The 24,968-nt window shown below is 30.5% G+C and carries 24 protein-coding genes and 4 tRNA genes; 24 read left to right on the top strand and 4 right to left on the bottom strand.

Annotation, left to right across the window (positions count from 1 at the left end; genetic code table 11):
* Positions 1–8: 8 nt before the first annotated feature.
* Positions 9–716: a 2-phosphosulfolactate phosphatase family protein gene (locus ACSVC9_RS14095; RefSeq protein ID WP_446898072.1), complete on the top strand. Its 708-nt coding sequence runs from the start codon at positions 9–11 to the stop codon at positions 714–716.
* A 304-nt stretch (positions 717–1,020) separates the two neighbouring features.
* On the opposite strand, the gene ACSVC9_RS14090 is transcribed toward ACSVC9_RS14095, so the two are convergent.
* From ACSVC9_RS14090 to murC, 4 genes are all read right to left on the bottom strand, one after another.
* The gene (locus ACSVC9_RS14090) at positions 1,021–1,692 is read right to left on the bottom strand and encodes an HAD family hydrolase (protein WP_446898071.1); all 672 of its coding nucleotides are present in this window, start codon (positions 1,690–1,692) and stop codon (positions 1,021–1,023) included.
* 103 nt (positions 1,693–1,795) lie between these two features.
* Positions 1,796–3,145: a [Fe-Fe] hydrogenase large subunit C-terminal domain-containing protein gene (locus ACSVC9_RS14085; protein WP_446898070.1), complete on the bottom strand. Its 1,350-nt coding sequence runs from the start codon at positions 3,143–3,145 to the stop codon at positions 1,796–1,798.
* 109 nt (positions 3,146–3,254) lie between these two features.
* Positions 3,255–3,569, bottom strand: a complete 315-nt coding sequence (locus ACSVC9_RS14080) for a hypothetical protein (protein WP_446898069.1) — start codon at positions 3,567–3,569, stop codon at positions 3,255–3,257.
* Positions 3,570–3,644: 75 nt separating this feature from the next.
* On the bottom strand, positions 3,645–5,024 hold the full coding sequence (gene murC, locus ACSVC9_RS14075) for a UDP-N-acetylmuramate--L-alanine ligase (protein WP_446898068.1): 1,380 nt from the start codon (positions 5,022–5,024) through the stop codon (positions 3,645–3,647).
* Positions 5,025–5,230: 206 nt separating this feature from the next.
* Between murC and purR the strand changes: the two genes are divergently transcribed.
* The 23 genes from purR to ACSVC9_RS13960 all read left to right on the top strand — a co-directional run bounded on the left by purR (position 5,231) and on the right by ACSVC9_RS13960 (position 24,907).
* The gene (gene purR, locus ACSVC9_RS14070) at positions 5,231–6,046 is read left to right on the top strand and encodes a pur operon repressor (protein WP_446898067.1); all 816 of its coding nucleotides are present in this window, start codon (positions 5,231–5,233) and stop codon (positions 6,044–6,046) included.
* A gap of 99 nt (positions 6,047–6,145) precedes the next feature.
* A complete protein-coding gene (gene spoVG, locus ACSVC9_RS14065; protein WP_446898066.1) occupies positions 6,146–6,436 on the top strand; it encodes a septation regulator SpoVG in 291 nt (96 codons plus the stop codon).
* Positions 6,437–6,571: 135 nt separating this feature from the next.
* Entirely contained in the window at positions 6,572–7,948 is a 1,377-nt protein-coding gene (gene glmU / locus ACSVC9_RS14060; RefSeq protein ID WP_446898065.1) for a bifunctional UDP-N-acetylglucosamine diphosphorylase/glucosamine-1-phosphate N-acetyltransferase GlmU, read from the top strand.
* 29 nt (positions 7,949–7,977) lie between these two features.
* Positions 7,978–8,937 (top strand): ribose-phosphate pyrophosphokinase, encoded by a 960-nt coding sequence (locus ACSVC9_RS14055; protein ID WP_446898064.1) that lies wholly within the window; start codon positions 7,978–7,980, stop codon positions 8,935–8,937.
* Positions 8,938–9,124: 187 nt separating this feature from the next.
* The gene (locus ACSVC9_RS14050) at positions 9,125–9,811 is read left to right on the top strand and encodes a response regulator (RefSeq protein WP_446898063.1); all 687 of its coding nucleotides are present in this window, start codon (positions 9,125–9,127) and stop codon (positions 9,809–9,811) included.
* Position 9,812: 1 nt separating this feature from the next.
* On the top strand, positions 9,813–11,228 hold the full coding sequence (locus tag ACSVC9_RS14045) for an ATP-binding protein (RefSeq protein ID WP_446898062.1): 1,416 nt from the start codon (positions 9,813–9,815) through the stop codon (positions 11,226–11,228).
* Between the two features lie 84 nt (positions 11,229–11,312).
* Positions 11,313–12,524 (top strand): S1C family serine protease, encoded by a 1,212-nt coding sequence (locus tag ACSVC9_RS14040; protein ID WP_446898061.1) that lies wholly within the window; start codon positions 11,313–11,315, stop codon positions 12,522–12,524.
* A gap of 256 nt (positions 12,525–12,780) precedes the next feature.
* Positions 12,781–13,344, top strand: a complete 564-nt coding sequence (gene pth, locus ACSVC9_RS14035) for an aminoacyl-tRNA hydrolase (protein WP_446899866.1) — start codon at positions 12,781–12,783, stop codon at positions 13,342–13,344.
* Between the two features lie 84 nt (positions 13,345–13,428).
* The gene (gene mfd, locus ACSVC9_RS14030; RefSeq protein WP_446898060.1) at positions 13,429–16,953 is read left to right on the top strand and encodes a transcription-repair coupling factor; all 3,525 of its coding nucleotides are present in this window, start codon (positions 13,429–13,431) and stop codon (positions 16,951–16,953) included.
* A gap of 99 nt (positions 16,954–17,052) precedes the next feature.
* Positions 17,053–18,123, top strand: coding sequence for a peptidylprolyl isomerase (locus ACSVC9_RS14025; protein WP_446899865.1), 1,071 nt, complete (start codon positions 17,053–17,055; stop codon positions 18,121–18,123).
* Positions 18,124–18,273: 150 nt separating this feature from the next.
* Positions 18,274–18,819, top strand: coding sequence for a stage V sporulation protein T (gene spoVT / locus ACSVC9_RS14020; protein ID WP_446898059.1), 546 nt, complete (start codon positions 18,274–18,276; stop codon positions 18,817–18,819).
* A gap of 185 nt (positions 18,820–19,004) precedes the next feature.
* Positions 19,005–20,540 (top strand): putative polysaccharide biosynthesis protein, encoded by a 1,536-nt coding sequence (locus tag ACSVC9_RS14015; RefSeq protein WP_446898058.1) that lies wholly within the window; start codon positions 19,005–19,007, stop codon positions 20,538–20,540.
* Positions 20,541–20,553: 13 nt separating this feature from the next.
* Positions 20,554–21,999 (top strand): bifunctional methyltransferase/pyrophosphohydrolase YabN, encoded by a 1,446-nt coding sequence (yabN, locus tag ACSVC9_RS14010; protein WP_446898057.1) that lies wholly within the window; start codon positions 20,554–20,556, stop codon positions 21,997–21,999.
* 102 nt (positions 22,000–22,101) lie between these two features.
* On the top strand, positions 22,102–22,377 hold the full coding sequence (locus ACSVC9_RS14005) for an HU family DNA-binding protein (protein WP_446898056.1): 276 nt from the start codon (positions 22,102–22,104) through the stop codon (positions 22,375–22,377).
* 62 nt (positions 22,378–22,439) lie between these two features.
* A complete protein-coding gene (locus ACSVC9_RS14000) occupies positions 22,440–22,697 on the top strand; it encodes an RNA-binding S4 domain-containing protein (protein WP_446898055.1) in 258 nt (85 codons plus the stop codon).
* Positions 22,698–22,746: 49 nt separating this feature from the next.
* Positions 22,747–23,037 carry a sporulation protein YabP gene (yabP, locus tag ACSVC9_RS13995; protein ID WP_446898054.1) on the top strand — a complete coding sequence of 97 codons (291 nt, stop codon included), beginning with the start codon at positions 22,747–22,749 and terminating at the stop codon, positions 23,035–23,037.
* A gap of 30 nt (positions 23,038–23,067) precedes the next feature.
* Entirely contained in the window at positions 23,068–23,472 is a 405-nt protein-coding gene (gene yabQ / locus ACSVC9_RS13990; RefSeq protein WP_446898053.1) for a spore cortex biosynthesis protein YabQ, read from the top strand.
* 118 nt (positions 23,473–23,590) lie between these two features.
* Positions 23,591–23,866 carry an FtsB family cell division protein gene (locus ACSVC9_RS13985; protein WP_446898052.1) on the top strand — a complete coding sequence of 92 codons (276 nt, stop codon included), beginning with the start codon at positions 23,591–23,593 and terminating at the stop codon, positions 23,864–23,866.
* Positions 23,867–23,920: 54 nt separating this feature from the next.
* A complete protein-coding gene (locus ACSVC9_RS13980) occupies positions 23,921–24,331 on the top strand; it encodes a S1 domain-containing RNA-binding protein (RefSeq protein ID WP_446898051.1) in 411 nt (136 codons plus the stop codon).
* A gap of 131 nt (positions 24,332–24,462) precedes the next feature.
* Positions 24,463–24,551 (top strand) — tRNA-Leu (locus ACSVC9_RS13975).
* An 8-nt stretch (positions 24,552–24,559) separates the two neighbouring features.
* Positions 24,560–24,635 (top strand) — tRNA-Met (locus tag ACSVC9_RS13970).
* A gap of 13 nt (positions 24,636–24,648) precedes the next feature.
* Positions 24,649–24,725 (top strand) — tRNA-Met (locus ACSVC9_RS13965).
* 106 nt (positions 24,726–24,831) lie between these two features.
* Positions 24,832–24,907, top strand: a tRNA-Met gene (locus tag ACSVC9_RS13960).
* Positions 24,908–24,968 lie beyond the last annotated feature (61 nt).

Below are 24,968 nucleotides of genomic sequence, written 5' to 3'. Positions count from 1 at the left end.
GGGAAAATATGAACTTAGATATAATTATATCCGCAGATGATGTAAAAAAGGAAAAAGTATATGATAAATCAGTTGCGGTAGTAGATATTCTAAGAGCAACTTCCGTAATAGTTACAGCTATTTATAATGGATGTAAAGCTGTCATACCGGTTTTGACTGTTGCAGAAGCTTTTAAGAAGGTTGATGGTAAAGGTGGATATATACTTGGGGGGGAAAGAAATGCTGTTAAAATAGATAAGTTTGATCTTTCAAATTCTCCACTTGAATATATAAGGAGTATTATTGAAGATAAAATATTGGTTATGACTACTACAAATGGTACTAGAGCCATAAAAAGATGTAGTGAAGCCAGAACTATAGTTATAGCGGCTATGATAAATGCAGAGGCAGTTGCAAAAAGGCTTATAGAATTGAAAAATAATATTGTAATAGTTAACTCAGGTACTAATGGTCAATTTTCTATGGATGATTTTATTTGCAGCGGTTATATAGTGGAGAATATTTTAAAAAATACAGATGGCGAAGTTGAACTTACAGATATAGCAAAAACTGCTAGATATATATATGAAAAAAATAAGGATATAATAAGTTTTATAAGACGGTCAGATCATTATAAGGTAATAAAAAAATTAAAATTTGAGGAAGATTTAAGTTATTGCTGCAATAAAGATATAATTGATATAGTTCCTGAATATAGAGATGGTATAATTAAGTAAAGAAATTATTGAAATTTTATTCTTGTACTTATTATACCATCATATTGCATAACTAAAAACTTAATGGCGATGTACGTTTTTTAGTTTATCTTTTAATTTACCATTTTCATATTTTAAAAGCATAATTTGTTTCCTTTGAGATGCAATCTCGTTCTTAAGTCGATAAAAGGTTGCAAGGGATGTAGCTATAATTGCAAATAATAGAAAAGCTATCATTGGCATACTCCTAAAAAATTTTACCATTATATTATAATATTATATTCATGGCACATAAAAATGTGAATAGTTAATCTATATAGATTAACTATTCACAAATAATCTTAGAAAAATCAATAATACCTGCATTGGAGTATTTGAGTATATACTGCCAATCATAAGGACAATATTTGTCGTGTACTGCTACTACATACATATTTGCCTGTCTGGCTGCTTTTATAGCTGGGAGAGAATCTTCAAATACCACGCATTTTTCAGGTGGTATATTGATTTTTGTAGATGCCACAATATATATGTCAGGAAAGTTCTTTCCACGTGTAATGTCCTGGGTTGTAATAATAGCATCAAATAATTCATATATATGGTTCCTTTTTAAAGCGGCAATTGAAGTTGTTCTATAGTTGCTTGTAGCTAAAGCAATTTTTATATTTTTAGATTTCAATAATCTTAAAAACTGTTTTGCGTAGGGCTTTATCATCGCATTTTTTGCGTATTTGCTGAAAGCCATATTATACCAGTCCTTCTCTATAATTTCTATACAGTCGGATATATTAAATCGTGATTTAAAATATTCTGCAGTTTCTCTGAAACTTAGATGTTCTATTTCCATTTTTAAATTTGCAGGCATTGGTATATTCCTATTTCCCAAATATTCCTTATCAATATTTTCCCACATTCCCATGGAGTCAAGTAGAGTTCCGTCTAGATCAAAAATTGCACCTTCTATATTTTTCAATATCTTGTCTAAAATATTTTCCATAATAACTTCGTCCCCAATACATATAATGGATTATGTATATTTTGTCAATAGATACTAAAGAGCTCCTCAACAGACATACTGTGAAGAGCCTAATTTATGTATATTAAAATTTTCTTTCAAATATACCTATTTTATTTTTATCTTTAAAATCTTCTATAGAATTTATACCTATTTTATTTAATATACTGTTCATACAAGTACTGTCTACAGCTACTTCAATATCTGAATCACCAGCAAATTTATTTACATGTTCCCTACCATCTTCTTTCGGAATTATGGCTTTAGGACCTCCTACACATCCACCAATACATCCCATGCCCTCTATAAAGTTAGCATTTATTTCGCCATTTTGGGCTTTTGTAAGCATAGATTTACATTCTTTTATTCCATTTGCTTGGATTGCTTTTAAAAGGCTGTATTTTTCAGGGAAGATTTTTTCTACTGCATCGCTTACCGCAATAGATACGCCACCTGTGCGCGCATAAAGTCTTCCACCTTTTGAAGCGTATTCAGATGCCTCATCATCCTGAAGTTCCGAAGGTTTTATATTTAATGATTCAAATATATCTTCTACTTCTTGAAATGTTAAAACAAAATCTATACTCCCTTGTATATCTTTGTTTTTTGCCTCAGCTTTTTTTGCTATGCAAGGTCCTACGAATACTACCTTGCAATCAGGATTCAACTTTTTAAGTACTCTTCCTGCTGCTATCATTGGAGAAACTGATGGTGAAACATATTTTACCAGATCATTGTAGACTCTTTTTAACATTCCCACCCACATAGGGCAGCAACAGGAAGTTATCATTAGATCATTTTCATTTTTTACATAATGATCAAATTCTGTAGCTTCTTTCAAGGTAAGCATATCTGCAAAAAATGCGACTTCTATCATATCTGTAAAACCCAACTTTTTAAATGAGGATCTCAGTTGACCCATTTTTACATTTGAACCAAATTGTCCTATTATGGCAGGTGCAACTACAGCTACCACGGGATAGTTGTCTTTTAAAATATTTGTCAAAGGTAAGAATTGTACTGAGTCCATTATTCCGCCAACCGGACATGAATCTACACATACCCCACAGCCTGCGCATTTATCTGTGTCCAAAACAGTAGTATTCTTTTTTCTGTCAATAAATATTGCGTCAAAAGGACAGGATCTTTGACAAATAGTTTTACCATTTTCATCCATGCAATCCAGTGAACAGTTTTTAACTTTATTGACTATATTATTATCTAGATTGTATGATTTTATAGAATTCTTTAATTCAGATATGAAATTACTACTGCTATAATCTATGTTAACTCCGCAGAGTGAAGAAACAATTGAGCATAATTCTTTTTTATCAATAGAACTTTCAGATAGAATCTCATTTATCTTTTTATCAAAGTTACCATCATAATATGATCTTACGATTGTTTTAAATAATTCTCTGTATTTTTCCTTCATTCTCATCAGCTCCTTGAAAATTTATTTTTATGATATTATTATATCATAAGTAATTGTCAAATAACCTACAAGGATCATAGATAACTTCTATTAAGGAATATTTTATAAATTATATTTTCCCTGCTGAATCACCAGCGCCTTTGGTAGGAACTGTGGACATGAGAAAACCTACTAAAATTGAAACTATGGCAGGAGCTATTATATTTATGTAGGCAATATATGAAGTCCTATATAATAATATGGCTATAACAGCATTTATAACAATTGTTATTATAAATACATAGATTACAAATTTAGCAAAAGAACTAAATAATTTTTCATAAATTTTATGTCTTGTGGGTCCGCCTAATATATTTTTAAATAGAAAATAGGATATAAAAATCAGTACAACATCTACTGAAGCTGACATTAAAAAATTCTTCAAACTAAAAACACCTCCAAATATAGTAATTACTTATAGTATTTACTATATTGGAGGATTTTACACATTCATGTATGATTATTTTTGGAGATACATTTCCCCTACTTTAAATATATCTCCTGCACCTATTGTAAGAAGTAAATCGCCATTTTTTAAGGTATTATCTAAATAAGATACAATATCGTTGAAATCATGAATGTTTTTGCAGGATATACCTCTAGAGGAGATACTTTTTGAAAGCATGTCTGAACTTACTTTATGTGTGTCTTTTTCTCTTGCAGGATATATATCAGCCAATATTAATTCATCTACATTGTCAAATGCCTTTACAAATTCATCATATAAATTCAATGTTCTTGAAAAGGTATGGGGTTGAAATACACAATATATTTTTTTGTGGGGGTAGTTTTGAGCCGCACTTAAGGTGGCTTTGATTTCAGTTGGATGATGGGCATAATCATCTATTACTGTAATCCCATTCTTTTTACCTTTAAGTTCAAATCGCCTATGGGCTCCTTTAAAATTACTTAGACCTTCTATGATATATTTATCAGGTATATCTAGAATTAGAGCGGAAGCTATACTCGCTAGGGAATTCAATATATTGTGTTTTCCAGGAATGTTTAAATTTATTGAAAACAGGAACTGATCATATTTATAGACATCAAAACTTGCGCAGCCCTTTTCATCATAATTGATATTTTTAGCTGTAATATCTCCAGTTTTAAGCCCATAAGTAATTATGTTGCATTTTACACTGGATATTACTTTATTCATTTTTTCATCATCACTGCAGCATATGAGATATCCATCTTTCGGAATTAACTTAGCAAATTTTATAAAGGCATTCTGTATATCATAAATATCTTTATAATAATCAAGATGATCTGCATCTATATTTAGAATTACACCGATATAAGGGAAAAATTTCAAGAAAGATCCTTTATATTCGCATGCCTCGGTGATAAAATACTGGCTGTGTCCAACTCGAACATTTCCATCTATTATATCTAATTCACCACCTACCAATATGGTAGGATCTAAGTTGGCTTTTAAAGATATACTTGATAGCATAGAAGTTGTAGTAGTCTTACCATGAGTTCCAGAAATAGCTATATTATATTTATGTCCTTTCATGATTTTACCTAAAAATTCAGCCCTTACCATAACTGGAATATTCAACTCTTTTGCTCTAATAAATTCAGGATTGCTTTCTGAAATGGCAGCAGTATATACAATTAGATCTATATCTGAATCTATATTTTCTTTAATTTGTCCTATAAATATTTCTGCCCCGAGAGATTTTAACTTGTCAGTTATAGGGGAAGCTTTTATATCTGATCCTGAGACATGAAAGCCTTTTTTTATTAAAATTTCTGCAAGACCACTCATACTTATTCCACCTATACCTATGAAATGTACTTTTCTATTTTTATCTTTTATAAAATCAAATGACAACAAACTCACTCCTCATAAATTGCATTAGACTATTACCTAATAATTATATACAAAAATGGAGCAAAAAAACACATTCTAAACTATATTCTTAAAAATTTTTCATTAATTTAATTGTTGATTAACTCCTTTTTTTAGAATACAATATGAATAATAGAATAAAATTTTAAAGAATTATTCGTAAATTTTTAATATAGATAGGTGATAAAATGCAGAAACTCAGTAGAAATCATAGGATATCAGCTATAACAAAGATATTGCTTGAAAATCCTAATAAAATAATAAGTCTAAATAGATTTACAGAATTGTTTAATACTGCAAAATCAACTGTAAGTGAAGATATAGTTATGGTAAAAGATACACTAACTAAACTTGATATGGGAAGAGTAGAAACTGTATCAGGTGCGGCAGGTGGCGTTAAATATATATGTGGTATATCGGCAGAGAAAACTAGGGAGTTTGCTGAAAGATTATGTATTATTTTAAAAAATAGAGAGAGAATAATACCAGGTAATTTTCTTTATATGACTGATATAATGTTTAATCCTAAAATAATAAATACTGCTGGAGTGATTCTCGCATCTCAATTCATATCTAGTAATGCTGATTATGTAGTTACAGTTGAAACAAAAGGAATACCTCTTGCTTATGAGGTAGCAAAGATGCTTGGAATACAGATGGTAGTCGTAAGAAGGGAAACAAAATTTACTGAAGGTTCAACTATTACAATAAATTATGTTTCTGGATCTACGGGAAGAATTCAGAATATGTCCTTATCTAAAAGAGCCATGGAGCCTGGCAGTAGGTGTATATTTATTGATGATTTTATGAAAGCCGGCGGTACAGCTAAAGGTATAATGAATCTCTTGAAAGAATTTGAAAGCGAACTTTTAGGAATTGGAGTACTTATAGATAATGTAGAGACGCCAAAAAAATTAGTACAGAATTATATATCTATAGTTGATTTTAAGGGTATTGATGGAGAGAAAAGAGCCCAATTATTTCCTTCTAAGAGATTTAACTAATAAAATTTTCAAAAAATTTATTGATTTTTTTGAAAATAAGAAGGAAAAAAATAAATTTTAGAGAATAGTATATACATAAGCATCTTGGAGGTGGATTATATGCAAATTACAGACGTTAGGGTTAGAAAAATTGCTGCTGAGGGTAAAATGAAGGCTATTGTTTCCGTAACTTTTGATAACGAATTCGTTGTTCACGATATAAAAGTTATAGAAGGTCAAAATGGGCTTTTTATTGCAATGCCTAGTAGAAAAACTCCTGATGGAGAATTTAAGGACATTGCACATCCAATCAATACTCAAACAAGGGAAAAAATTCAAAAGGCTATTCTTGATGAGTATGAAAAAGTAAAGAGTGAAGAAACTGTTACTAAAGATAAAGTACAGGAATGATAAAAGGGAGTAGGAATACTCCTTTTTATTATTTACTATGGTTGCAAATACTCAACATATAAAATATAATAATAGTGGACATTTTGTGTAATATAAGTTATAAAAATGTGGTTAATGCTATAAAGAGGTGTTAAAATGTATAATTGTGCTATAATATTAGCGGCCGGTGAAGGAAAAAGGATGAAATCTTCTACACCAAAAGTACTTCATAAAATATGTGGAAAAGAAATGCTTAATATAGTAATAGATGAAATTGAAAAAGCACAAATAAAAGATATAGATGTAGTTATAGGAACAGGAGCAGATAAAGTAAAAGAGGCTGTTAAATCAGAAAATGTTGAATTTTCGATTCAGCGTGAACAATTGGGCACAGGGCATGCAGTTATCTGTGCTAAAAATTTTTTGAAAGATAAAAAGGGCACTGTAGCAATATTTACAGGAGATGCACCTTTGATAAGAGAGAGTACTGTAAGAAAACTTGTAAACTTTCAAAATGATGGAAGCTATAGCGCAGTTGTATTGACTTCCTTGGTTAATGATCCATATGGATATGGAAGGATTGTGAGAGAGGCAAACGGTGATGTTTTAAAGATAGTAGAGCATAAGGATTGCTCAGAAGAAGAGCTAATGGTGAATGAAGTAAATTCATCCATGTACTGCTTTGATATAGAAAGTCTTCTTGAAAGTCTTGATAAGATAAACAATAACAATGCACAGGGTGAGTACTATCTGACGGATGTAATAGAAATATTGAAAAAATCTGGTAAAAAAATAGGAGCACTTCCAGTTCCCTTTGATGAAACTTTAGGAGTTAATTCAAGAAAGCAGCTCTCCCAAGCGGATAGTATTATGAGAAATAGGATAAATGAGAAACATATGGAAAATGGAGTTACAATAATTGACCCGGATTCCACTTATATAGATATTGATGTAGAAATAGGAAATGATACTATAATATTTCCTCAAAACGTAATTCAAGGTAATACTATAGTAAGCAAAAATTGTATATTATATCCTGGATCTAGAATAGAAAACAGTATTATAGGAGAAGGTGTTACTATTCAGAGTTCTGTGATATTAGAAAGTAGTGTAGGAAAGGATACCACTGTAGGACCCTTTGCATATATAAGGCCTCAAAGTAGAATTGGTAATTCGGTAAAAATAGGTGATTTTGTAGAAGTTAAAAAGTCTGCAATTGGGAATGGAACTAAAGTATCGCACCTTACTTATATAGGAGATGCAGAGGTGGGTGAGAAATGCAATTTTGGTTGTGGTACAGTTGTAGTGAACTATGATGGTAAAAAAAAGAATAAAACTTTAATTGGAAATAATTCTTTTATAGGATGTAATACGAATCTAGTATCTCCAGTTAAGGTTGAAGATAATACATATATAGCTGCAGGCTCTACTATAACAGATGAAGTCCCGGAGGGGTCACTGGCAATAGCAAGAGCAAGGCAGGTAAACAAGGAAGGTTGGGTATATAAAAAAGAACTGAATAGAAAAGACTGAGAAAATAAAAATTAGGAGGGCTTAGGAAAATGATAACCCATGGAAAAAGTATTAAAATCTTTACGGGTAATTCTCATCCGGATTTAGCTAAAGAAATAGGAGATATTTTAGGAATGAAGGTAGGAGATTCCAGAGTATCTACTTTTAGTGATGGAGAAATATCTGTAGATATTAATGAGACAGTGAGAGGAAGAGACGTATTTATAATTCAATCAACAAATAATCCTGTAAATGATAATTTAATGGAACTTCTGATTATGATAGATGCTTTTAAAAGGGCATCTGCAGGGAGAATTACAGCTGTAATTCCATATTATGGATATGCAAGACAGGACAGAAAAGCAAAGGCAAGAGATCCTATTACTGCAAAGCTTGTTGCAGATATATTGACTGCAGCTGGTGCAGATAGGGTTCTTACTATGGATTTGCATGCATCCCAAATTCAAGGATATTTTAATATTCCACTTGATAATCTACTTGGGGCACCTATACTGGCAAAGTATTTTATTGATAAAGGGTTTGACAGTAGAGAAGATGTGGTTGTAGTATCACCAGATCTTGGAAGTGTAACAAGAGCTAGGAATTTTGCAGATAAACTACATACTCAGATTGCCATTATAGATAAAAGAAGACCAAAACCTAATGTATCAGAAGTAATGAATATAATTGGAGATATAAAAGATAAGAAGGTTATACTTATAGATGATATGATAGATACAGCAGGAACTATAACAAATGGTGCGGATGCATTGCTAAAAAGAGGGGCAAAAGAAGTGTATGCTTGCTGTACTCATGCTGTTTTATCAGGGCCGGCAATTGAAAGAATAAAAGATTGTGCTATAAAGGAATTAGTTATGTTGAATACAATAAGGCTTCCAGAGGAAAAGATACTAGATAAATTTACTATATTATCTGTAGCACCTGTATTTGCAGAAGCTATAAGAAGAATATATGAAGATATATCAGTTAGTAAATTATTTGAAAACTAATTGAAATTTATATTTGGGCATGTAGAAAATATTCTATGTGCCTTTTAATTATTTGTAACTTATTTGTTACATTTTAGATATATACTATTATGTGATATTAAGTATGTGGTAAATTATTATTATATGATGTTTATGTAATTAAGTTTGAGTATTTATTGTTATTAATTATACAGAGGAGAGGTATCGTATGGAAGGCTCAATTGGAAAGATATTGATTGTAGATGATGATGAGAATATATGTGAAGTAATAAAAATGTATGTGGAAAGTGCAGGATATGATGTAAGAATAGCTAATGACGGAAAATCTGCCGAAGAAGTTTTTTTAGAATACAAACCTGATTTGGTATTACTTGATATAATGCTTCCGAATATAGATGGAATAGATGTACTAAAGTGGATAAGAAAAGATTTTGAAACACCTGTAATTATGCTTACAGCAAAAGGAGAGACTTTTGACAAAGTACTTGGACTTGAACTTGGTGCTGATGATTACATAGTTAAACCCTTTGAAGCAAAAGAGATGCTTGCTAGAATTAAAGCAGTACTTAGAAGATATAATGTTGATAATGAAAATAAAGAAGTACTTAAGTTTGAAGATTTAACAATAGACATAAATTCCTATACGGTTGTATATAAAGGCAATGAAGTAAAGATGCCACCAAAGGAATTTGAATTGCTGTATTACTTATCCAGCAATAAGAATAGAGTTTTTACAAGGGAGCAGCTTTTATGTGAAGTATGGGGATATGATTACCCTGGAGATTCTAGAACAGTGGATGTACACGTAAAGAGACTGAGAGAGAAGCTTCAAGGAGGACCTAATTGGCAGATAGAGACTGTGTGGGGTGTAGGATATAAATTTGAGGTGAAATAATGTGAGAAGAAGTCTGTTTTCAAAACTTGTAACAGCGTTTACAGCAATTATTGTATTGAGTTTTGTTATGACATTCGCTTTTTTATCCTATTGGTTTGAGAGTTATTATTTTAATCAACGAAAAGAAGAATTGCTGCGTGAATCCGAATTTATAAAAGAAAGAGCTATTCAATATTTGAACGGTAATATAACTTCTGATGATATAAATGATACTATAACTTATATAGGAAACTATCTATCGGCAGATATATGGCTTGTAGATAATTATGGTTATGTTTATTCTGTATCTGAAAGCAAACATAAAAAATTAATAGCAACTTCTAAGCAAATAGTAACGGGTGATCTTGAAGAACTTAGAGAAAATAAAACAGTGGATAAAAGGGAGAATTATTCAGATGTATTTACTTCGCCGGTACATACTTTTGAAATTCCTATTTTTTCAAATGGAGTATTTAGAGGGGCTATAATGATGCATACATCTATAAATGAATTAAAGGGCCCTTTAAAGAAGGTGTATCAAATAATCTGGATGTCTGCTGTGCTTGCAATTATAATTTCGTGTGTAGTTATATATTATTTGTCCCAAAAGATAATTATAAAACCACTTGAAAAAATAAACTATGTGGCTGATAAAATATCTAAAGGGGAAGTGCAAAAAAGAGTTCATATAAATTCTAAAGATGAAATTGGTGTACTTGCAAAGTCATTTAATAGTATGGCAGATTCTATAGAAGAAGTTGAAAAAAATAGAAGACAGTTTATATCAAATGTATCTCATGAAATAAGATCTCCTATAACATCCATAAAAGGTTTTATAGGTGGAATGCTAGATGGAGTGATTCCAGAACAAAAGCAAAATTATTATCTTTCTTTAACATATTCAGAAATACAAAGACTTACCAGACTTGTAAATGATCTTTTGGATTTATCTGCAATAGAGGCAGGACAGTTTAAATTAAGAATTGAAGAAGTAGATATAAATGAAATTGTAAGATTGTGTGTGATAAAATTTGAACAAAAAATCGGCAACAAAAAATTGAAAGTCGATGTAAATATGGAAGATGATAAATTATATGTAGCTGCAGATAAAGATAGAATAACGCAGGTAGTTGTAAATTTAGTAGATAATGCGGTAAAGTATGTAAATGCAGGAGGAAACATAAAAATTGGAACCAAGACTAAAGCAGATAAAGCTTTTATATCTGTATTTAATGATGGACCAGGAATAAATGATGAAGATTTAAATCATATATGGGATAGATTTTACAAGGGTGATAAGTCAAGAACTTCGAAAATAAGTACAGGATTAGGGTTGCCTATAGTGAGAAGCATATTGACACAGCTTGGAGAAGATATATGGGCTAGGAATAAGGAGGGTGGTGGAGTAGAATTTACTTTTACTCTCAAGAGGATTTAATGAATTATTACAGTATTGTTCATATTTGTGTAAAAAGTTGCTATTATAATGATGCTAAATTAAGTAATTATGAGGTGTAATTTAATGGATGATAACAAAAATAATGGCGTAAGAGATGTTAAATGGCAGAATGTTGGTGATGGTAAATCCAAGATAAAGTTTGTAAACAGCAGAAGAAAATCCAATATAAAAAAATTCGTTAAGTTATGTTGTTTTATTTTGATAGCAGCAGTTTCTGGCGGAATATCAGGAGCTTATATAGCCGGTAAGAAGGAAACTAATAAAGTCTATACGCCTAATAATCAGACATTAATGAATTCTAAAAAGAACGAGAACAGTGTTATATCGGATATCCAAAAGCCATCTCAGGAGAATAATTATGAAGAACAAAATTCAATAACAAGAGTGTCAGAGATAGTAGGACCTACAGTAGTTGGTATAAGTAATAAAAGTCAAGGTTATTTTGGACTTCAGGATACAGGAAGTGGATCTGGAATAATAATAAATTCAGAAGGATATATAGTAACTAATTATCATGTAATACAAGATGCAGACAAGGTTACAGTAAAACTTTCTAGTGGAAAGATATTGGATGCTTCTGTAAGTGGAATAGATGAAAGATCTGATCTGGCTGTAATAAAAGTAAATGCTAAAAATCTCCCTATAGCCAAATTAGGTGATTCCTCAAAGATAAAGGTTGGGGATGCTGCTATTGCCATAGGGAATCCCCTTGGTGAAGATTTTGCAGGCTCTGTTACGGCAGGGATAGTAAGTGCGTTAAATAGAAATATATCTTATAATGGTGTAGTATATAGCAAATTAATACAGACCGATGCGGCAATAAATCCAGGTAATAGTGGAGGACCACTTTGTAATGACCAGGGAGAAATCATTGGCATAAATAGTTTTAAACTAAGTTCTGCAGGAAGTACTGAAGGTATGGGATTTGCTATACCTGTAAATGAGGTTAAAGATATAATAAAGCAGCTTATAAGTAATGGGCAGGTTAAAAGGCCATATCTAGGAATATATGGTGAAAGTGTAATTTCGGAGGATAGTAAAATTCAAGGAATATATATTCAGGAGGTAAAAAAAGGAAGCGGAGCTTATCAGGCTGGTTTAAAGCCTACTGATATTCTTATGGTACTAGATGGAAAAAAAGTTTTACAATTGGATGATGTTCAGAAAATAATAAATTTTCATAAAGTTGGAGATAAAGTTAAGTGTAAAATTTGGAGAAATGGAAATAATATAGAATTAGTTGCAACTTTATTGGAGCTTAAAGAAAGCAAATAAAATTTTGTCAAAAATAGCTAACTTTGTAGTTATGCCTATATATGGTTACTTGATTGTATATGTGTTATAATAATATTATTATAATACATATGCGAATATTAAGTGAAAATTTAGATGAGTTTTAACTTAGTCATTATGGCTAAGCTAAAACTTTTATGTGTATATTTGCAAATTCTACTGGATAATTATACTTTATGTGTAAGATAATCACTTAATATTAACAGGTATTTAGATGATTTTAGATTGGAGCAAAAAGATGTTTTTAATAGTTGGACTAGGCAATATTGGTGCTAAATATGAACATACTAGGCACAATATAGGATTTGATACTATTGATTTTATAAGTAAAAAGCATAACATAAATGTAAATAAGCAAAAATTCAAGGGTACTTATGGAAATGGTATCATAGTTGATAAAAAGGTAATCATATTAAAACCGAGTACTTATATGAATTTAAGTGGTGAGAGTGTAAAGGAAATAGCTGATTTTTATAAAATAGCTGATAAGGATATAATAGTAATCCAGGATGATATAAGTCTTCCAATAGGTAAGATCAGGGTAAGGCACAAGGGAAGTGCTGGTGGACACAATGGTATAAAAAATATAATTTATAATCTAAACACAGATAAATTTATAAGAATAAAAATTGGTGTTGGACATCCTGATAGTGATGTTATATCATATGTTCTTAGTAGATTTGAAAAAGAAGAGAGAAGTCATATAGAAGAGGTTTTTAAATTTGCTTCAGATTGTGTTGAGTGTATTTTGGGGGAAGGTATATTTGAGGCTATGAATAGATTTAATGGATTGAATGTTTAAAACATGTATTTTTATACCGTAATTTCTTAATCAAAGAAATTAACGGTTATTGTGCGTTAATAATTTTGTAGGGTGGTTGTTAAAATGAGACTAAATGGACTTATAAAGCCTATTGAAGATAGCTTGGAGTTTAAAGATATTATGGCTTCAGTTGAAAACAAGAAATTCCCAGTTGGAATATTTGGTCTTTCAGAATCGGGAAGAAGTTGTTTAATTGATGCTGTATATGAAAACGTAGGTAAATCGTTTTTAGTTATTACTCACAGTGATATTGAAGCAAGAAAATTATATGAAGATTTATCTTTTTATGACAGCAAGGTATTTTATTTTCCAACGAAGGAAGTTGTTTTTTATAATATAGATGCTATATCTGGAGATTTGAGATGGGAAAGATTAAAAGTAATCAGGAAGATGCTAAGCAGAGGTAAAAAAATTATAGTAACCTGTATAGAAACTTTGGCATCAATGTACATACCTGTAGATTTATATAAAAAGTATACTTTCAAATTATTTCAAGGCAAAAATATTAATTTGGAAGAATTTAGTGCAAAATTAGTTCAGTGTGGGTATGAAAGGGTAGATATAGTAGAGTCTAAAGGACAATTTTCCATAAGAGGAGGGATAATGGATATATATTCACCTATCCTATCTGAAGCATACAGGATAGAATTATTTGGAGATGAGATAGAATCAATAAGAAACTTCAATTTAGAGTCTCAGAGAAGTATTGAGAAGATAAAAAGCATAGAGATTTTTCCGGCAAAAGAAATGATACTAGATAGCCAAATAGTTAAAAATGCTTATAAAAGTATAGAAAAGGATAGGGATTTAGTCATAAAAAGATTGCAAAAAGGTAAAAACGAAGAGGCTGCAAATAAGCTTAAAGAACTTGTAGATAGAAACCTAGAGTCCCTTAAAGAAAATTGGGGTTTTGAAACTATAGATAGTTTTATGCCATACTTTTATGATCAACCCTCTTCATTTTTAGACTATGCAAAAGATTATTTTGTAGTAATTGATGATGTTAAAAGATGTAGTGGTAAGCTTGACAGTGTATATTTTGAATTTGAAGAAAATTATAAAAGCTTTCTTCAAAGAGGTAGTGTGTTGCCTAGACAAGTTAAGCTTCTTATAAGTAAATTTCAGGTTATGGATTTTTTAGCATCCAAAGAAATTATTACTTTGGATTCAATTGAGAAGTCCAGCGAATATTTGAAACCCAAATCCGTAGCAAAATTTTCCCAGATAACATTGAATGACTATAGTGAACAAATTGATCTATTAGTTGAAGAAATAAAGGAAAAAAAGGCAAATAGGTTTAAAGTTTTAATTTTGTCAGGTACAAGGCCTCGAGGAGAAAGACTTGTTAAGACTTTAAGGGATATGGGTATAGAGAGCAGTTACAAAGATAAAGTCGATGATATTATGAATGGTGAAGTTGTAGTAACTTTTGGAAGCCAGCTGCGTGGTTTTCAATATACTGATTTTAAAATATGTGTAATATCAGATAGAGGAGTTTTTGGAGCGACAAAAAGAAAAGTATTAAGAAGAAAACCTAAAAAAGGTGTAAGCAGGATAAAAAGCTTTGTTGAATTAAAACCAGGTGACTATGTGGTCCATATAAATCACGGCATAGGGGTATATAAAGGCATAAAACAACTTGAGCTTCAGGGACATAAAAAAGATTACTTGGAGTTAACATATTATGGTGATGATAAATTATATGTACCTGTAGAGCAACTGGATATGGTTCAGAAATACATAGGTAATGAAGGAAAAGCACCAAAGATCAACAAACTTAGCAGTGCAGAATGGGCTAAGACAAAAAGAAAAGTAAAAAAATCCATAGAAGAGATAGCGGATGATTTAGTAAAATTATATGCAGTGAGATCTACAATTAAAGGTTATAGATATTCTAAGGATACTATATGGCAAAAACAGTTTGAAGATGAATTCCCATATGAAGAAACTCCAGATCAAATTGCTACAATACATGATATAAAGTCAGATATGCAATCGGATAAAGTTATGGATAGGTTGTTATGTGGCGATGTAGGATATGGGAAAACAGAAGTGGCAGTAAGAGCAGCTTTTAAAGCTGTAATGGATGGAAAACAAGTTGCTTTTTTAGTACCGACTACAATACTTGCACAGCAACATTATAATAATTTTGTAAAAAGATTTTCTGATTTTCCTATAAGAATAGATATGGTAAGCAGATTTAGAACAGCATCTCAACAGAAAAAAACTATAAAAGCTTTAAAAAATGGTGATATAGATATCCTTATAGGAACGCATAGAATGCTTCAAAAAGATGTAAAGTTTAAAGATCTTGGACTTTTAATAATAGATGAGGAACAGAGATTTGGAGTCACACATAAAGAAAAAATAAAGAAAATAAGAAAAAATGTTGATGTCCTTACTTTGAGTGCTACTCCTATACCTAGAACTCTTCATATGTCACTTGTTGGTGTTAGAGATATAAGTGTTATAGAAACTCCACCGGAGCAAAGACATCCCATACAGACTTATGTAGTAGAATATAATGATCAATTGATAAGAGATGCAGTATTAAGGGAGGTAAACAGGGGAGGACAAATATATTTTGTATACAATAGAGTAGAAAATATAAATAAAATGGCAGGTTATATATCTAAACTAATTCCAGAGGTAAAAGTTGCAGTAGCTCATGGACAAATGCAGGAAAAAGAACTTGAAAACGTAATGGTTTCTTTTATGAATAATGAATGCGATGTACTCTTATGTACAACTATTATAGAGACTGGCATGGATATACAAAATGTTAATACAATGATAATTTATGATGCAGATAAGATGGGATTATCACAATTGTATCAATTAAGGGGAAGAGTTGGAAGAACTGATAAAATAGCTTATTGTTATTTAACCTATAGAAAAGATAAAATACTTACTGAAGTAGCAGAAAAACGGCTCAAAGCGATTAAAGATTTTACAGAATTGGGATCTGGTTTCAAAATAGCATTAAAGGATCTAGAAATACGTGGAGCCGGTAATATTATGGGATCATCACAGCATGGACATATGGCATCAATAGGTTATGATCTTTACTGTAAGATGCTTGAGGACACTATAAAATTGATAAAAGGCGAAATAGAGGAAGAACCTGTGGAAACTACTGTAGATTTAAAAGTAGATGCTTATATATCTAATGATTACATAGAAAATGAAGTTCAAAAAATAGAAGTATATAAGAAGATAGCAGCTATCACTTGTTATGAAGATATGATGGACATAAAAGAAGAACTGGAAGACAGATTTTCTACTATACCAGGTCCAATATACAATCTAATAAATATAGCATACATAAGAAGTATTGGCAAAAAACTTAATATAGAAGAGATAAAAGAAAAAAAAGGTGAAGTAGTTTTTCTGTTTAAAAGTAAAGATAAAATTGATAATAATGTTTTAAAATCTATCCTAAAAAAATACTCAAGGAATATAACTTTAAAAATGGACGATAAACCTGGATTTGGATATAGGATTAAAGATGTAAAAAGGGATAATCTTACTTTAAATATAAAGGAGTTAATGGAATTTATGATAAAATGCAAAGAAGAATCACTATAATTCCAGTTTATTACAAAATTATGAATAAAAATAGTTTTGTTATAGAATTGTGTTTATGATAAAATTAATCTGTATTTTATAAAAAGATATGTGGAACTGATGTTAGTGAGAAGTTTTCAATATACAAATGAGAGTGGAGGAATAGTAGTGAATATAAAAAAATTTTTAATTACTGCCCTAGCAACTGCGACAGTACTTTCTGTTTCTGGTTGCAGCATGATAGAAAAAACACCAGAGGCTATAGCTAATAGTACTGTAGCAGTAGTTAATGGAGAAAAGATAACAAGAGCTGAACTGGATAAAGATCCTAATACACTTCAAGTAATTCAACAAGCAAAACAGCAATATGGAGATAATTATTCTGAAAATGAAGAGGCAGTAAGTGCAATAAAATCCCAAAAAGAACAAATTCTAGACAATATGATAACTGAAAAAGTATTGAGTCAGAAAGCCAAAGAATTAAATCTATCTCCAAGTGATTCCAAAGTAAAAAGTGATGCGCAGACACAGATAGACAAGATGAAGAAACAGTATTTTGGGAGTGATGAAAGCAAATTTAAGGCGGCATTAAGTCAACAAGGATTTACTGAACAATCTTTGAAGGAAATGTATATAACTCAAATTAGAAATCAGGAGATACAGGAAAATATAGCCAAGAGCTTAACAAAAAATTTGAAAATTACTGATAAACAGATTGAAGATTATTATAATAAGAATAAAGATAAATTTACTGAGCAACCTAATAAAATGCATTTGGCTCATATACTTGTAAAAACTGAAGATGAAGCTAAAAAAGTCAAAGAAAGACTTGATAATGGTGAAAGTTTTGATAAAATAGCAAAAGAAGTTTCCCAAGATACTTCAAATAAGGATAAAGGCGGAGATTTGGGTGAAATAAGTGTTAATGACACTAATTATGATGCACAGTTTATGACAGGGGCTAAGGCATTAAAAGAAGGCCAAATATCTGATCCTGTACAGAGTAGTTTTGGGTGGCATATAATAAAATGTATAAAGAAAATAGAATATCCCGTTAAAAAGCTTTCAAAAGTTAAATCTCAAATAAAAAGTCAATTAGAAAATGATCAGAAAACTAAAATAGTAAGTCAAAAAACTAGCGAGTGGAAGAAAACTGCAAAAATAGAAAAAAAAGAAAAAAATATAATGTAAAAAATTTTATTCTAATAAAAATAACCTTAATTAGATAATTCTAATAAGGTTATTTTTAATTTTTTCTAATTTTAATAACAATTGTGTATAAAATTTCATATTTAGAAAAATAATAATAATACAATTCATATAATTAAGGAGGAATACAGCATGAAAGCAACTGGAATTGTTAGACGTATAGACGATTTAGGCAGAGTTGTTATACCTAAGGAGATAAGAAGGACTCTTAGAATAAGAGAAGGAGATCCACTTGAGATATTTACAGACAGAGAAGGTGGGGTTATTTTAAAAAAGTATTCACCTATCGATGAATTGAGTGAAATATCTAAAGGATACACAGAATCTCTTGAACAAACCATCGGAAATATCATTATGATATGTGATAATGACAGCATAGTATCTATAAGCGGTGCACCAAAAAAAGAGTATATAGACAAAAAGATAAGTGAAGAGCTGGAAGAAATAATTGAAAATAGAAAATTGGTGTCATTAGGCGAGAAAGAAATAATTGATCTATATGAAGATGAAGAAGCTAAAAAGAAATATAAAGCTCAAGTAATAGCGCCTATTATATCGGGAGGAGATACAATTGGAGCTGTTATAATAACTTCAAAAGAAGAAGTGGATTTTGGTGATGTAGAAGTTAAATTAGCTGAAACTGCATCGTCCTTCCTTGGAAAACAAATGGAGGAATAATATAATGGCAGTAAAACTGCCATTATATTATTTTCAAGTATAAATTTTATACTCATTAAATAATTATTGACAATAATTAAAAAAATACTCACCGGAAGTAATAATAATTATAAATCTAAAGTAATTATAAACATATATGCTATGTTTAAATAGATTTGTGATTATGGATATTCGGGGGTATTTTTATGATAAAGCAATCACTTATGAAAGGTACTTTAATTTTAGGAATGTCAGGAATGATCTGTAAGTTTCTAGGACTATTTTTTAGATGGCCATTACAGATGCTTATTGGAGATGAAGGTGTAGGATATTATCAGATGTCATTCCCGTTGTATATGTTCTTTATAGCAGCTGCATCAGGCATACCTGTAGCAGTTTCTAAGATGGTATCAGAGAGTTATGCAATGGAAGACCATATAAAAGTAATACAGATATTTAGAAAAGCCATGATGTTGATGTTTATATTGGGCACAGGATTTACTGCGCTATTATTAATTTTTTCCAGACCTATAATATCATTTCTGAAATGGGATGGTAAATCTTATTATTCGTTAATTGCTATTGCATTTGCACCTATGTTTATATCCATAATGAGTGCATTTAGGGGATTCTTTCAAGGATTACAGAATATGAATTATACAGCTATATCTCAAATAATAGAGCAAATAGGAAGGGTTCTGGTAGGAGTTGGACTTGCTTATGTACTTCTGCCAAGAGGAATAGAGTATTCAGCAGGAGGAGCAGCTTTAGGGGCAGCAGCAGGAGGATTATTTGGAGGGATATATCTAATAAAAAAATATTTTAATGTAAGGAAGGAAATGCATATATATAATCCTCCAGATAATCAAGATGTGCTTACTACCCTTTTGTATATAGCTATTCCAGTATCAATAGGAGCAGCAGTAAGCAGCATAATGAGCCTTATAGATTCTGCACTTGTTCCACAGAAACTTTTAGAAGCTGGTTTTACATATAGGCAGTCTACTATATTGTATGGAAGACTTACGGGGAAGGCATTTATACTTATTAATGTACCTCTGACTCTCTCTGTAGCTTTATGTTCTTCACTTGTTCCTATAATTGCTGAATATCATGTTTTAAATAAGAGATTTGAATTGGAGGACAAGGTAGATTTGGCATTTAAACTATCTACAGTAATAGCATTACCATCTATGTTTGGGTTATATACTCTGGCACATCCAATTTTGGAATTGCTTTTTCCTGGTCAATCACAGGGCTATGATATACTTCAATATTCTGCAATTTCTATTCCGTTTATAATAATTGCACAAACTTCAACCGCAATATTGCAGGGCTCAGGATATTATATTATACCTGTTTTAAACTTAGCTATAGGATGTATTGTAAAGATAATATTTACTCTATTGTTAGTTCCAATTCCTAATATAAACATATATGGAGCTATATTTGGAAGTACAATTGGATATGCATTGGCTGCAATTTTAAATGTAAATTTATTAAAACGAAAATTGAATATAAAAATGAATTACTTTCAAATTATAATAAAGCCAGCTTTTGCCTCTATATTAATGATAATAGCTGTTGTAATTATCTATATTAATGTCTATAATTATACAATAAGTAGTAGATTTTCATGCTTTTTTTCCATATTAATTGGGATAATTGTATATTTTATTTTATTAATTCTGTTTAGAATATTTAGATATGACTATATTAAAAGTAGATTTTTAAAGAAATAGAGGAGACATTTTCATGATAAAAATAGTAGGTTTAGGACCTGGATCTATAGAAGCCCTTACTTTAGGCACTATAAATATACTGAAAAATTCATCAAAAATTTATTTAAGAACGGAAAAACATCCCACAGTAAAATACCTGAGGGATCTTAATATAAAATTTGAAGCATATGATATCATATATGAACGTGAAGAAAGCTTTGAAGATGTCTATGAAAATATAGCAAAAGATTTAATAAAAAAAGAAAATAAATATGGAGATATAGTATATGCAGTCCCGGGACATCCTTTAGTGGCTGAAAGGTCTGTAACTATGCTTCTTGATCTTTGCAAGGCTAATTTTGTAGAAACCGAAATATTCCCATCTATAAGTTTTATAGATGCTATTTTTGAAGCTCTTGGAATGGATATATATAAAAATTTAAGGATTATAGATGCATTTGATATAAAATTTCAGATGATGGATAAGAGATGTGGAATTATAGTAACTCAAATATATGATAAATTTATCGCTTCGGATGTGAAGTTGATTTTAATGGACTATTATAAGTATGATATAGATGTGTATTTTATAAGAGCAGCTGGGATTAAAGATCTGGAATCAATAAGAAAGATAAAATTATATGAGCTGGATAGACAGGAGGACATAGATTATTTAACATCTGTCTATATACCACAGAACTCAGACGCCATATACGATTTTACAGATTTACTTGATATAATGGATAAACTCAGAGGAGAAAATGGATGCCCCTGGGACAGAGAACAAAATCATAAAAGCTTAAAGAAGTACCTTATTGAAGAAAGCTATGAAGTTGTAGAAGCAATAGAGAACAATGATGATTCTGGATTAACTGAAGAACTTGGAGATGTGTTATTTCAGGTAATTTTTCATTCTCAAATAGGTAGAGAAGAAGGATTCTTTAATATAAATGATGTAATTAATACTGTCTGTAAAAAGATGATAGATCGACATCCTCATGTATTTGGGAGTATTAAAGTGAAAGATTCCGGAGAGGTGGTGACAAACTGGGATGAAATAAAGAAAAATCAGCAGGGACTGAAGACATATACGCAGCAACTTAAACATATTCCTAAAATACTTCCGGCTTTAATGCGGGCTTATAAAGTTCAGGAAAAGGCATCAAAAGTTGGATTTGATTTCAGTAAAACGGAAGCTGCGTTGGATAAAGTGTTAGAGGAGTATTATGAACTGAGATATGTATATAATAGCAAAGAAAGGGCAAAAATAATAGAAGAAATGGGAGATTTGATATTTGCAGCAGTAAATGTTGCCAGATTCCTTGACATTGACCCTGAATTTGCATTAAATTATACTATAGAGAAGTTTATAAAACGATTTGCATATATAGAAAATAAAGCTAAATCCATGAAATTATCAATGATAGAGATGACACCACAGGAAATGGATAAATTTTGGATGGAAGCTAAAAATAAGTAACGAGATTTTTTATATGCAAAAAAGAAGGATTTTTTGTACTGATGAAGAATATGCTAATATGTCAATATATAGGCATGTTAATTATTTAAGGAGGTAAAAAAGGTGAACAAATCAGAATTAATTGCAAGTATATCAGAAAAATCTAAACTAACTAAAAAAGACGCAGAGGCAGCTCTAAGAGGTTTTATACAGAGTGTTGAGGAAACACTTGAACAGGGTGATAAAGTTCAATTGGTTGGGTTTGGAACATTTGAAACAAGAAAAAGAGCTGCAAGAGTTGGAAGAAATCCAAGAACTAAAGAGGAAATAAATATACCAGAATCAACAGTTCCAGTATTTAAAGCAGGGAAAGAATTTAAGGATAAGGTAAATAAATAAAGTATTTTCAAGGAACCTGGGTGTAAATCTAGGTTTTTTGTTTTAATAAGGAGAATTTTTTTATGAGATTAGATAAATACCTTAAAGTGTCAAGAATAATAAAAAGACGAACTATAGCAAAAGAAGCTTGTGAGAGTGGAAGAGTAAATATAAATGGCAAGGTGGCCAAGCCGAGCAATGAGATAAAAGAGGGTGATATAATAGAAATAAGATATGCAAATAATGTGTTAAGGGCAAGAATATTAAATGTCAAACAACATGTTGTTAAGGAAGATGCCCAAAATATGTATGAAATAATTTCAGATACAAATAATAAGTAATAAGTATATATCCATCCACATATAATTATTAAAGGTGGAGGGATGTTTTATGGAAAAAAAAGAAGCCGATTTAGGTAATAAGAAAAGTTATTTAAGTCTTGAAAATAGAAAGAAGTTAGTAATAACAGGTATTATAGAGGTAATAAGCTTTAATGAAGATCATATAAATTTAAATACAAATTTGGGTATGCTAGATGTGAAAGGCATATCATTAAAAATGAATAAATTAGATGTGCAAAATGGACAGGTAATTATAATAGGAAGTATAAATTCCTGTATATATACAAATAGTCAACCGAAAAAAAAGAGACGCAATGTAATCTCAAAAATATTTAAATAGCAATTAAAGGTCAAGGTGTGTATAATGATTATGTCGATAAGTGCACAGGTTAAACTTATAGTGTTTAGTGCTGCTGCAGGTATTATAACCGGTGTATTATTTGATGTCTATAGAATTATAAGAGGATATACTAATATCAACAAACTGGTTATTTTTATAGAAGATATATTATTTTGGATTTTTTCGGCGATAATGATATTTGTATTTTTACTTTATACGAATTATGCATATACGGATATGTACGTATATTTATGGATAGCTGTGGGAATAGTTATATATTTTAAATTAGCAAGTAAGGCATTTTTAAGTTTAGAAAAGAGGATATTTAAATTTTTAGGAAGAGTTATCAGAATAACATTAAATACAATTAAATATCCATTTCAGTTTATTATTTATTATTCTAAAGCAAAAAATAATAAAAAATGCAAAAAATAACTTGAATAAAATTCGAAATGAAATTACAATATAAGTGTATATATTTTTAAATGGTTATTAATTTTTACTTGATATACTTTATTAGCTATATTGATTTTATATTTAGGAGAATAGGAATATGAAAAAGGCAAAAATCAAAATAAAAAATATAGTGGCATTATTATTGACATTATATGTTAGTTATATATTTGTAAATCAACAAATAACCATGTGGAATATAAAAAAACAAATAAATGATAAATATGCTGAAGAGCAGAAAATGAAAGAAAAAAACATAAAATTACAGGATGAAATTAAGATGTCTACATCTGATATGTACATTGAAAAGTTGGCAAGAGAGAGACTTGGTTTTATTAAACAAGGCGAAACTCCTGTAATAAATATTAAAAATTAATACTTAGCTTATAATTTATTATATATATTATTTTTAAGGAGGAGTCTTTTTAATATGACCTTAAAGGCAGGAAGCATACTAGAAGGTACTGTAGTTAATATAACCAATTTTGGAGCTTTTGTTGAAGTAGATGGCAAAACTGGGTTAGTGCATATATCTGAGATATCTGATACCTATGTAAAAAATATAAGAGATTATTTGAAAGAAAAAGATAAGGTAACTGTGAAGGTAATTTCTATTGATGACAACGGTAAGATAAGTTTATCTATCAAACAAGCAAACACTGGTAAGAAGAGTTTCAAACCGGTAGAGATAGATTGGCAAAAAGATCAGAATAAGCAAATGCAAGGAAATTTTGAAGATAGGCTATCAAAGTTTTTAAAGGATAGTGAAGAAAGATTTCAGGATATCAAGAAGCATCAGGATTCAAAAGGAAGAGGGTATAAGAAATCATCCAATTATTAATTTATTGACTAAAAGAGGCTAATATATTAGCCTCTTTATTATATGAAAAATGTTTATACAAAGTAGTTGACAGTAGAACATTTATAATATATAATTGTTTATGTTGTCAAATCGGGAAGATTTGGACTGATGCTGGAGTGGCGGAACTGGCAGACGCACAGGACTTAAAATCCTGCGGGCTTTAAAACCCGTACCGGTTCGATTCCGGTCTTCAGCACCAATAAATATCGCGGGGTGGAGCAGTTGGTAGCTCGTCGGGCTCATAACCCGAAGGTCGCAGGTTCAAGTCCTGCCTCCGCAACCATTTATTTTATTGTGGCGGAATAGCTCAGATGGCTAGAGCATTCGGTTCATACCCGAAGTGTCATAGGTTCAATTCCTATTTCCGCTACCATTTTGCATTATTTAAATTAGGATGTAAAATAGTAGAATTTGGTAAATGCATATAAGATTAAAGTTTGCATCGGTTTTGTTCTGGTTTTTAGTATCAATAAGGATATCGCGGGGTGGAGCAGTTGGTAGCTCGTCGGGCTCATAACCCGAAGGTCGCAGGTTCAAGTCCTGCCTCCGCAACCAAAAATATATATTTTGAATCTAAAATCTATGAGGAATTTCATAGATTTTTTTATTATCTTAA

Source organism: Clostridium sp. LBM24168, from assembly GCF_052953915.1.
The sequence above is the reverse complement of the archived record's forward strand: the minus strand, read 5'-3'. Positions and strand labels throughout refer to the sequence as shown.